The organism is Ruegeria sp. YKSF57 (assembly GCF_059612585.1).
In genome coordinates, this window is the sequence record NZ_JBXWQW010000037.1 from 32,556 (window position 1) to 42,889 (window position 10,334).

12 protein-coding genes and 1 pseudogene are annotated in these 10,334 nt (G+C 62.8%); 3 read left to right on the forward strand and 10 right to left on the reverse strand.

All coding sequences use genetic code 11. The features are described 5' to 3' along the window. Nucleotides 1-68: 68 nt before the first annotated feature. Genes rnc through acpS form a run of 3 tightly spaced genes read right to left on the reverse strand, consistent with a single transcriptional unit; the run spans nt 69 to nt 2,063 of the window. Nucleotides 69-752 carry a ribonuclease III gene (gene rnc, locus AC2FLX_RS15775; protein ID WP_496875468.1) on the reverse strand — a complete coding sequence of 228 codons (684 nt, stop codon included), beginning with the start codon at nt 750-752 and terminating at the stop codon, nt 69-71. Continuing rightward, nucleotides 749-1,585 carry a signal peptidase I gene (lepB, locus tag AC2FLX_RS15780; RefSeq protein WP_480752051.1) on the reverse strand — a complete coding sequence of 279 codons (837 nt, stop codon included), beginning with the start codon at nt 1,583-1,585 and terminating at the stop codon, nt 749-751. The genes rnc and lepB overlap by 4 nt, the downstream gene beginning before the upstream one ends. 58 nt (nt 1,586-1,643) lie before the next feature. Continuing rightward, a complete protein-coding gene (acpS, locus tag AC2FLX_RS15785; RefSeq protein WP_480752052.1) occupies nt 1,644-2,063 on the reverse strand; it encodes a holo-ACP synthase in 420 nt (139 codons plus the stop codon). 97 nt (nt 2,064-2,160) lie between these two features. On the opposite strand from acpS, the gene AC2FLX_RS15790 reads away from it, so the two are divergent. Further along, a complete protein-coding gene (locus tag AC2FLX_RS15790; RefSeq protein ID WP_496875469.1) occupies nt 2,161-3,036 on the forward strand; it encodes a CE1 family esterase in 876 nt (291 codons plus the stop codon). A gap of 9 nt (nt 3,037-3,045) precedes the next feature. Here AC2FLX_RS15790 and AC2FLX_RS15795 read toward each other — a convergent pair whose 3' ends face one another. From AC2FLX_RS15795 to folK, 7 genes are all read right to left on the reverse strand, one after another. Beyond that, nucleotides 3,046-3,873, reverse strand: coding sequence for an MBL fold metallo-hydrolase (locus AC2FLX_RS15795; protein ID WP_480752055.1), 828 nt, complete (start codon nt 3,871-3,873; stop codon nt 3,046-3,048). Between the two features lie 90 nt (nt 3,874-3,963). Further along, nucleotides 3,964-4,584, reverse strand: a complete 621-nt coding sequence (locus AC2FLX_RS15800) for a LysE family transporter (protein ID WP_496811274.1) — start codon at nt 4,582-4,584, stop codon at nt 3,964-3,966. Next, nucleotides 4,581-5,327, reverse strand: a complete 747-nt coding sequence (locus AC2FLX_RS15805) for a pyridoxine 5'-phosphate synthase (RefSeq protein ID WP_496811275.1) — start codon at nt 5,325-5,327, stop codon at nt 4,581-4,583. The genes AC2FLX_RS15800 and AC2FLX_RS15805 overlap by 4 nt, the downstream gene beginning before the upstream one ends. Further along, nucleotides 5,320-6,018, reverse strand: coding sequence for a DUF2062 domain-containing protein (locus tag AC2FLX_RS15810; protein WP_480752060.1), 699 nt, complete (start codon nt 6,016-6,018; stop codon nt 5,320-5,322). Before AC2FLX_RS15810 ends, AC2FLX_RS15805 begins: the two co-directional genes overlap by 8 nt. Nucleotides 6,019-6,034: 16 nt before the next feature. Continuing rightward, nucleotides 6,035-8,167 carry a RelA/SpoT family protein gene (locus tag AC2FLX_RS15815; protein ID WP_496748376.1) on the reverse strand — a complete coding sequence of 711 codons (2,133 nt, stop codon included), beginning with the start codon at nt 8,165-8,167 and terminating at the stop codon, nt 6,035-6,037. A 26-nt stretch (nt 8,168-8,193) separates the two neighbouring features. Continuing rightward, nucleotides 8,194-8,547, reverse strand: coding sequence for a DNA-directed RNA polymerase subunit omega (gene rpoZ / locus AC2FLX_RS15820; RefSeq protein ID WP_480752063.1), 354 nt, complete (start codon nt 8,545-8,547; stop codon nt 8,194-8,196). Nucleotides 8,548-8,640: 93 nt separating this feature from the next. Next, the gene (folK, locus tag AC2FLX_RS15825; RefSeq protein ID WP_496748377.1) at nt 8,641-9,210 is read right to left on the reverse strand and encodes a 2-amino-4-hydroxy-6-hydroxymethyldihydropteridine diphosphokinase; all 570 of its coding nucleotides are present in this window, start codon (nt 9,208-9,210) and stop codon (nt 8,641-8,643) included. A 139-nt stretch (nt 9,211-9,349) separates the two neighbouring features. Here folK and AC2FLX_RS15830 point away from each other — a divergent pair, with 139 nt between their 5' ends. Both AC2FLX_RS15830 and ispH read left to right on the forward strand, forming a co-directional pair. Then, nucleotides 9,350-9,925, forward strand: coding sequence for a LabA-like NYN domain-containing protein (locus AC2FLX_RS15830; protein ID WP_480752066.1), 576 nt, complete (start codon nt 9,350-9,352; stop codon nt 9,923-9,925). Nucleotides 9,926-10,133: 208 nt separating this feature from the next. Further along, nucleotides 10,134-10,334 (forward strand): annotated as a pseudogene (ispH, locus tag AC2FLX_RS15835) (4-hydroxy-3-methylbut-2-enyl diphosphate reductase); the annotation flags it as partial.

The window sequence follows — 10,334 nt, forward strand, 5'->3', positions numbered from 1 at the left end:
CGGGGTATTTTGAGGGACAGCGTCCCTCAATCGAAAATCAAAAAAGAGCGCGCCGGAGGCGCCCAACTTCACGACTGGCTCAGGCGATCCAGCAACGCCTTGGCCGCGGCCTGTTCGGCCTGGCGTTTCGAACCCGCTGTGGCCTGCGCTTCGGTTCCGTCCTGCAGCCGGGCGGCGATGGTGAAGACCGGTGCGTGATCGGGCCCGCTGCGTTTGACCTCGACATAACTGGGTGGTTTCTGGCCGCGCGCCTGGGCCCATTCCTGAAGCGCGGTTTTGGCGTCGCGGGCGTCGGCCTCGACCTTGTGGATACGGTCGCCCCAGAGGGTAAGGATGACGTCTCGGGCGGCTTCGAACCCGGCATCGCGATAGACGGCGGCAATGACCGCTTCCATCGCGTCGCCAAGCAGAGCCTGCTTGCGCCGCCCGCCCGACAGCATCTCGGAGCGCCCGAGTTTCAGCACCGCGCCCAGATCGACCTGACGGGCGACATCGGCGCAGGTTTCCTTGCGCACCAGCGCGTTGAAACGGGGGGCCAGCTGGCCTTCGGCCGCGGTCTTGTCCGCCTCCAGCAGCGCGGTTGCCATCACCAGACCCAGCACCCGGTCACCCAGAAACTCGAGCCGCTGGTTGTCGGGACGGGTCGGCGCCGAGACCGAGCCGTGCGTAAGCGCACGCAGCAAAAGCTCGGGACGTTCGAACCGGTGGCCGATGCGCTGTTCGAAGGCCTTTATTTCGGCTGACAGTTTCACTGAACGCCTTCGAAGAACCGGTCGCCGCGCCATGTCCAGAAGAACAGCATCGAGCGGCCCGCGGACGAGAACATGATCCGGTCGGCGCGCCCGATCAGGTTTTCGTAGGGCACGAACCCCACGCCGCCGGCGGATTGCGGCAGGCGGCTGTCGCTGGAATTGTCGCGGTTGTCGCCCATGAAGAAATAGTGGCCTTCGGGCACTGCGTAGATGCCGGTGTGATCCGAGGACTGGTCGCCGATATTCAGGATCGTGTGCGAAACGCCGTTCGGCAGGGTTTCGATCTTGCGTGACTTGATGCAGATGCCGCCGGTGCCGACCGGCCCGTTTTCGCAGCGCGGGCGCAGGCCCTGCGGCCCCTGAGGTGCTTCGATTTCTTCGAACACGCCGTCATCCTGCAGCTTGACCGGCGTGCCATTGATGATCAGGACGCCATCGCGCACCTGGATCTTGTCACCGGGCAGACCAATCAGGCGCTTGATATAGTCGCGTCCCGAAACCGGGTGGCGAAAGACGATCACGTCGCCGCGTTCCGGTTCGCCGCCCAGGATGCGGGTATTGTCGCCCTTCATCCAGCCGCAGATATCATCGGCATCTATGTTGATGCCGAAACGGGGCAGGATCAGGCTGGGGCATGAGGCGTAGGAATAACCATAGGCCATCTTGTTGACGAACAGGAAATCGCCGATCAGCAGCGTCTGTTTCATCGAACCGGATGGAATCCAGAATGGCTGAAAGAACAGGGTGCGGAAGACGCCCGCGATCAACAGGGCATAGACGATGGTCTTGATCGTCTCCCACAGGGCGCCGCCGGTTTTGGCTTTCTCGGCCATACTGCTCTCTCCAGTCCTTGTCTGATTGGGTGCTACATGCGGGGCCGGTGGGGCCGAGTCAAGGCCGCGCGGCGGCTTCGTGACGGGGCCGCGCCTCGATCACCACAAAGGCCTGCGCCCAGGGGTGATCGTCGGTCAGGGTTACGTGGATGATCGCCTCGTGGCCTGCGGGCGTCATTTCCCTGAGCCTCTCCGCCGCCCAGCCGGTGACGTGCATGACCGGCTGGCCCGAGCGGAGGTTCGTCACCGCCATGTCCTTCCAGGCGATGCCCATGCGCAGACCGGTGCCCAGCGCCTTGGAACACGCCTCTTTCGCGGCCCAGCGCTTGGCATATGTGCCGGCGGTATCGGCGCGGCGTTCGGCCTTGGTCTGTTCGGTCTCGGTGAACACGCGGTCACGGAACCGATCGCCGAACCGGTCGAGCGTTCGCTGGATGCGGTCGATATTGGCGAGATCGGTGCCAATTCCCAAAATCATGCGGTCCCCCTGGAATCTGTCGGCACAATCAACGCCAAACGGCCCCATATGGCAAGCAGATGCCGGGAATTATCTGTGCTACACTCCGGTCAAAGGCATGACCAACAAAACGAGGATCGCAATGCGCCGATTGATACTGCTGCTATATCTGGGGGCGTTCCTATCGGGCGCACAGGCGCAGGAAAGCACCTGCGGCGGGCCGGATGCGCCCTGTGTCGCGGGCGAGACCGAGTATCTGCTGGCCCTGCCTGACGGGGTGCAGGGCGCGCCCGTGGTCATCTTTCTGCACGGCTATGCGGCGACACCGAAAGCGGTGATGGGAAATGATGCTCTGGTCGGGGCGTTTACCGCGCGCGGGTTTGCGGTGGTGGCCCCGGCGGGGCAGGTCGATATCGGCAATCCCAAGGCGCTGGATTGGGGCGTGCATGACGGGCACCGCTGGCCGCGCGACGACAAGGGCGCGCTGGAAGCGGTCAAGGCGGACGCACTTGCCCGGTTCGGGTTCGACCCCGACCGGGTCTTTCTGGCCGGATACTCTCGCGGCGGCTCGATGGTCTGGGATATCGCCTGCCAGACCCCGGATTTCGCGCTCGGCTACGCCTCGGCTTCGGGTGCCTTCTGGGAGCCGATGTGGCGGCGCTGCAAGGGGCCGGTGCACATGCACCACTCGCACGGATTTGCCGACCGGACGGTTCCGCTGGAAGGCCGGGAAGTCACCTTTGGCGGCTGGGATTTCGAACAGGGCAGTGTTTTCAAGTCTCTGGGGATCCTTGCCAAGACCAATGGCTGCGGGCAGATGGCGGATACCGTTTCGGCCAAGGGCGCGCGCTGGAACAAGGCATGGACCAAGTGCCAGGCCGGATCGCTGGTATTCTCGCTTGGCCCAAACGGGCATGGACGGCAACCGGACTGGGCGGACAGTGTGGCGGAGTGGTTTACAACCCTCTCGGCCCCTGACCGCGCACCCGACTGAAAGCCCGGCTCAGTTCACAAGCCCCGCATTGGTGAGGTAGGTTGCCATGCCCTCGATATTGAGCGGGCGCCAGGCTTCGTACTGGCCCCAGTCCTTGTAATCGTCGAGCGTCAGTTCGGCCTGGATGTCTGCGACCGGTTTACCTGCCTTGAGACCTTCAAGCACACCGGCGCGCAGAGTTTCGAAATAACCCAGATGCTCGGCCAGATCCTCATGCGTGCCGATCTTGCCGTGGCCGGGAGCGAACACCTCGAAATCGAGTGCCATGGCGGTCTTGATCTGGTTGATCCAGTCATCCGCATTGGCGCCGCCCAGCGTCTGATAAGGCAGCCGGTCGGGCGCGGCGACATCGACGATGAAGCCCACATTCTCGGGGCGGACAACGACGGCCAGCATGTCCTCGCCATGGCCCGGGCCGAGATAGGTCAGTTCCAGCGTCTTGCCGCCCAGTTCGAGCGTGTGGCTGTCGCCGATGCGCAGATCCGGGGTTACGCCGTCGATGGCGTCGGGGGCGTTTTCATGGACGATCACCTGTGCGCCATCATGGGCGGACCCGCCCGAGGCGTGGTCCAGATGGCTGTGCGAATAGATCAGATGCGTGACCGGCTGGTCGGTGATCTGGCCCAGATTTTCGTTCAGCCACGCGCCCGCACCGGCGTTGATCGGATCGACGCGGATGGTGCCTTCGGGCGTGGCGACGATCAGGGATTGATGGAAATTGTTGCGGAAGAGATAGACATCGCCCTTGACCGGGATCAGTTCGCGCTGCGCGTCCTGCGCCAGAGCCGCGCCGCCGACTGTCAAAAGGAAAACGGAAACGAGGGTTCTTGCAATCATCGAAGTATCCTCCGTGTTATGAATACCCCAAGATGCCATCCGGCTTGCCGTTACGGCAACGCGCCTCTGCTCACATGATTGTGAACCGGATCAGATCAGCCGTGCGGTCAGCAGTTTGAGCGAGGCGGCGCCGAAGAGAAGCCCGAAGGCCAGATCGAACCCGCGCTTGGCGCGCAGATAGGCGCGGGCAATGGGCGGGGCCGAAAACAGCAGGGCATAGCCGATGAAGACGGTGACCGACGTGGCGGACAGGGCCGCAAACAATAACCAGACCGACAGGGTGCCCGCCGCCGGGACCAGGGCAATGGCATAGATCGAACCCCATGCAAGGATTGCCTTGGGGTTGGTCAGGTGCAGGGTCAGCCCCTTGAAGAAGAACGCCTTGCGCGGGGCCGCAACGGGGGCGACCGCCGAGCCGCGCCATGCCGAGCGCAGCGATTTGAGCGCGAGATAAAACAGATAGGCCGCACCGGCATAGCGCACCGCCTCGAACAGCCAGGCATTGGCCAGCATCAGGGCGGAAAAGCCAAGCCCCGCGGCAATGCCCCAGATCGCCGAGCCGACCACGACACCCGCCGCGATCGCCACGCCAGCCGCCCGGCCATGCGCCATCGACGTGCCGGATATGGCCAGCGTCGCCGGACCGGGGCTGCCCCCGGCCAGAGCCCAGCCGATCAGGATGACGGGGAGCGGGATCAGCAGGTCGGTCACGCGCGCGCCTCGTCCATCAGTTTGCGCATTTCCGCAATTGCCGGGGTCAGGCCGCGAAAGATCGCTTCGCCGATCAGGAAATGGCCGATGTTCAGCTCGCGCACCTCGGGGAAGGCGGCCACGGGTTTGACCGTGTCATAGGTGAGGCCGTGGCCCGCGTGCACCTCGAGCCCCAGCGAATGGGCAAAGGTGGACATCTCGCGCAGCGCTTCCAGTTCGCGTGCGGCGTCTTCCATCCGGCCTTCGGCATGGGCGTCGCAATAGGCGCCGGTGTGCAGTTCGATCACCTCGGCGCCGATGCGGTGCGCGGCCTCGATCTGCCTCATGTCAGCGGCGATGAAGATCGACACGCGGCACCCGGCCTCGCGCAGGGGGGCGATGAAGTGGGCCAGTTTGTTTTCCTCGCGCGCGACTTCGAGCCCGCCTTCGGTTGTCCGTTCCTCGCGCTTTTCGGGGACGATGCAGACGGCGTGCGGCTTGTGGCGCAGGGCGATTTTCTGCATCTCGTCGGTCGCGGCCATCTCGAAGTTGAGCGGCACCGACAGCACCTCCATCAGCCCGTCGATATCGGCGTCCGAGATGTGGCGGCGGTCTTCGCGCAGGTGCGCGGTAATGCCGTCGGCGCCCGCTTCTTCGGCCAGCCTGGCGGCGCGCAGCGGGTCGGGATAGGCCCCGCCGCGCGCATTGCGCACAGTGGCCACGTGGTCGATATTCACGCCGAGACGCAGATGGGTGTCAGACATCGTTAGAATCCTTTTCCTGCCCTGTGGCCGAGCCTAGAGGCTTTGACGGCACCGCGTCAGCCCTTACCTGGGCCAAACGTTTGATTTGGTCGAATTTCTTTTTGATCTTGGTGCGGCGGCGCTGCTGATAGGTGCGCACCAATGGCAGGCTGAGATAATAGCAGACGACACCGGCAATGATGCCGGGCAGGATGCCACCGATCATGTAGGGGAAGAACACCTCGTCATAGAACACGCCCAGCCCGTGCCAGTCGGCATCTCGGTCGGTGAAGAGCGCGATGAAGTTGTCCTTGAGATCCGCCATGGCGTTGGCGAACTTGCCCATAAGCCCCTGAGTGTGCCCCTTTTCGAATTTGGTGCCCAGAAGGAAATGGCCGGTCTGCAGGCTGACCACGCCAATCGGGACATAAGTGAGCGGGTTGCCAAAGAAGGTGCCGCTGAGCGAGGCCAGAAAATTGCCGTTGATCATCCGGGCCACCACGGCAGCGATGACGAAGTGCATCCCGTAGAACGGCGTGAACGAGGCGAAGACCCCGGCGCCGACGCCGCGCGCGATGCGCTCGGGCGAATCCGGCAAGCGACGGATGCGGTGCTTGACGTAGTGAAAGGCGCGGGTCCAGCCGCCGCGCGGGTAGACGAACTCCGATGCGATCTGGACGGGAGAGCGGCGATCTCGGCGCTTGAAAACCACTCCTGATCGTCCTCTCTTAGTCCGTTTCCGCCGCTGCCAGATCGGAATCGCGGAACCGTTCGACCGCCGCCACGTCGCTTTCCGCTTCGAGCGTCAGCATCAACGAATGCAACTGTTCGACATCGCGCAGTTCGACGTTGATCAGCAGGCGGTAAAAGTCCGGTTTCCGATCCACGAATTCAAGGTTTGAGATATTGGCCTTTTTCTCGCCGATCAATGTGCAAATACGTCCCAGTACGCCGGCATCGTTGCCGATGGTCAGGTCGAGCGTGGCGCCGTAAACCGCGGGGTGGGTGCCGGAATGCCAGTGCAGGTCGACCCAGCGCTCGGGCTGGTTTTCGTATTCGCTCAGCCGCGTGCAGTCGATGGCGTGCACGACCACGCCCTTGCCGCGATAGGTGATGCCGACGATGCGTTCGCCCGGCAGCGGCTGGCAGCAGGGCGCGCGTTCGAAGCTTTGCCCCGCCTCCAGGCCGATCACCGCGCGCCGCAGAGGGATGGTTTCGCCCTCGTCGCGGGTGAGTTCGGGATAGACCGCCTCGATCACGTCATGCGCGGTCAGCTCGGCGCTGCCAAGGCGGGCCAGCAATTCGCTGCGGTCCTTGAGGCGCAGATGCCTGGCAGCCGTATCCAGAACCTTGTCGGTGGCCTTGCGCCCGACATGTTCAAAGGCGGCGCGCGCCAGTTCGTGGCCGAGTTTGACAAAGCGTTCGCGGTCCACCTCGCGCAGGGCGCGGCGGATGGCGGTGCGGGCCTTGCCGGTCACCGCGATTTCCAGCCAGGTTACCTGAGGTGTCTGGCCGTCGGCGGTGATGATATCGACCGACTGACCGTTCTTGAGCCGGGTCCAGAGCGGCACCCGGATGCCGTCGACCTTGGCGCCGACGCAGGCGTGGCCGATGCGGGTATGGATGGCATAGGCAAAGTCGATGGGTGTCGCCCCGCGTGGCAGTTTCACCACGTCGCCCTTGGGGGTAAAGCAGAACACCTGGTCGGAATACATCTCGAGCTTGACGGCTTCGAGGAAATCCTCGTGATCCTCTTCGGTGTCGAACTGTTCGGTCAGGCTGGAAATCCACTTGGCCGGGTCCACCGCAAAGGGGTTTTCCGAGCGCACGCCGTCGCGGTACGACCAGTGGGCCGCAACACCGGTTTCGGCCACGTCATGCATCTGGCGGGTGCGGATCTGAACCTCGACCCGTTTGCCGTCGCGGCCCGACACGGTGGTGTGGATCGAGCGATAGCCGTTCGATTTCGGCTGGCTGATGTAATCCTTGAACCGCCCCGGCACCGCCCGCCAGCGCTGATGGATCGCGCCCAGCGTGCGATAGCAGTCTTCCTCGGTCTGGGTGATGATGCGGAACCCGTAGATATCGGACAGACGCGAGAAGCCCTGATCCTTTTCCTGCATCTTGCGCCAGATCGAATAGGGTTTCTTGGCGCGGCCGAACACCTCGGCCTCGATGCCCGCCTTTTCCAGCTCGTGCCGCATGTCACCGGTGATGCGATGGATCACGTCGCCGGTTTCACGTTGCAGGGTGATGAAGCGACGGATGATGGACTGGCGGCCTTCGGGATTCAGGACACGGAAAGCGAGGTCTTCGAGTTCCTCGCGCATCCATTGCATGCCCATCCGGCCTGCCAGCGGCGCGTAGATATCCATCGTCTCGCGCGCCTTGACCACCTGTTTTTCCGGGCGCATCGCCTTGATGGTGCGCATGTTGTGCAGACGGTCGGCCAGCTTGACCAGAATGACCCGCAGGTCCTTGGACATGGCCATGAACAGTTTGCGGAAGTTTTCCGCCTGTTTGGTCTCGTGGCTGGACAGTTGCAGGTTGGTCAGCTTGGTGACGCCATCGACCAGCTTGGCGACCTCATCCCCGAACATCTCGGCCACCTGGCCATAGCTGGCCTTGGTATCCTCGATGGTGTCATGCAGCAGGGCGGTGATGATGGTGGCGTCATCCAGACGCTGTTCGGTCAGAATGGCGGCAACGGCGACGGGATGGGTGAAATAGGGCTCGCCCGAGTGGCGGAACTGCCCCTCGTGCATCTTGTCGCCGAACTCGTAGGCCCGTTTCAGGCGATCGGAATTGGTTTTTGGATTGTAATTGCGGACCAGCGCAATCAGGTCTTCAGCAGAAATCATCCGGTCCGCACCTTCCCGTATCCGGGTTACCCCTGGCCCTGAGCCTCCATGAGGGCGCGCAGGAGCTTTTCTTCGGACATGTCGTCAGCGGCGGGCTTGTCCGATTCGGCACCCATCAGCAGGGCCATCTGGTCCTCTTCGGGCTCGTCGACCTCGATCTGGGTCTGGTTGGCTTCGATCAGGCGTTCACGCAGTTCGTCGGCCGTCTGGGTTTCGTCGGCGATTTCGCGCAGGGACACAACGGGATTCTTGTCGTTGTCACGGTCCACGGTGATCCCGGCGCCGGCGGAAATTTCGCGCGCGCGATGGGCGGCGAGCATCACCAGCTCGAACCGGTTCGGAACCTTGTCTACGCAGTCTTCTACCGTCACGCGGGCCATGAGGCACTCTCCAATCAGAAACCGTGTCAGGAAGGGGCTTATCTAAGGCGGAATCCCCGGCTTGACAAGCGCGAAATACCAACAAATCGGCAATCAGAGCGGTCTGACCGCCGCCACGTCGCCCCGAGGCAGGTCCGCCAGCATTTCTGTGACGGTCCGGCCCAGAACCGGATGCCGCCAGCCAGGGGCCACATCGGCCATCGGCACCAGGACAAAGGCCCGGTCCTGAAGGCGGGGATGGGGCAGAATCAGCTGTTCGGGCGCGACCCTGACCTGATCTTCGGGTGGCAGGTTGAACCAGCGGTCATATTCCCGCGCGTCGGGCAGCACACTGTCCTGCCAACAGACGATGTCGAGGTCGAGCGTGCGCATGCCCCAGCGCTGTTCGCGTGCCCGCCCAAAGCGGTGTTCCACGCGGTGCAGAAGATCAAGCAATCCTTCGGGCGCAAGGTCTGTCTCCAGCAGCGCCGCCGCGTTCACGTAATCGGGTCCGGCCCCCGCCGGAAAGCAGGGCGTGGCATAGAATCGGCTGGCGGCGCGAATCGTCGCCCCTTCGTCGGCAAGCACGTCCAGCGCAAGTTGCAGGGTCGTCTGCGGGTCGGAGCCGTCGAAATTGAGGTTCGCCCCCAGTGCAATAACGGTTTCTTGTCTGCTATTGTTCATCAAATACTCCATATTCGACCCACAGAATGCTTGCGATAAGTCGCAAAATTCTTACATTAAGATCACCATTTCGCCGATCACTCACCACTCACTCACGCAAATACTCGGCGAAAAGGGTGCACCGGAAGGGAAAAAGTTAATGTTTTATAAAGACGAACGGCTAGCGCTGTTCATCGACGGCTCGAATCTATATGCCGCCGCAAAAGCTCTGGGATTTGACATCGACTACAAATTGCTCCGTCAGGAGTTCATGCGTCGTGGGAAACTCCTGAGGGCGTTCTACTATACAGCGCTGCTTGAAAACGATGAGTATTCTCCGATCAGACCGCTGGTGGACTGGCTGCATTACAACGGTTTCACCATGGTCACGAAACCGGCGAAGGAATACACCGACAGCATGGGCCGCCGCAAGGTCAAAGGGAACATGGACATCGAACTGACCGTGGATGCCATGGAACTGGCGCCGCGCGTGGATCATATCGTGCTGTTCTCGGGCGATGGCGATTTCCGCCCGCTGATTGCCAGCCTGCAACGCCAGGGCGTGCGGGTCTCGGTGGTGTCGACCATCCGCAGCCAGCCGCCGATGATCTCGGACGAGCTGCGCCGCCAGGCCGACAACTTCATCGAGCTGGAAGAGCTGCGCGACGTGATCGGACGCCCGCCGCGCGACATTCCGGCCGAGGATCGGAACTATGCCGCGGCAGGCGGTCGCTGAGCGACACACGATCGGCTGAATTCAGGGGGTTCGGTCAGGGAAAAGCGCGGCCAGGTTCGGATGAGCCTGGCCGCGTCGCTTTAAATATGACTCGTACTGAAACGAGTCATGTTCTAGCGCGCAAAGATGACGGCAGGATGACAAAACCTTGGTCACTTGTCGTATCCGGCGAAATCTCCTACGTGTCGGCGGCAAGGAGATGACGACCATGACCAGACCGCCGCTTTCCCTGTATCTGGCCGCGCCGCGCGGATTTTGCGCGGGCGTGGACCGGGCCATCAAGATCGTCGAGATGGCATTGGAGAAATGGGGCGCACCGGTCTATGTGCGCCACGAGATCGTGCACAACAAGTATGTCGTGGACGGGCTGCGCGAAAAGGGTGCGGTGTTTGTCGAGGAACTGGAAGAA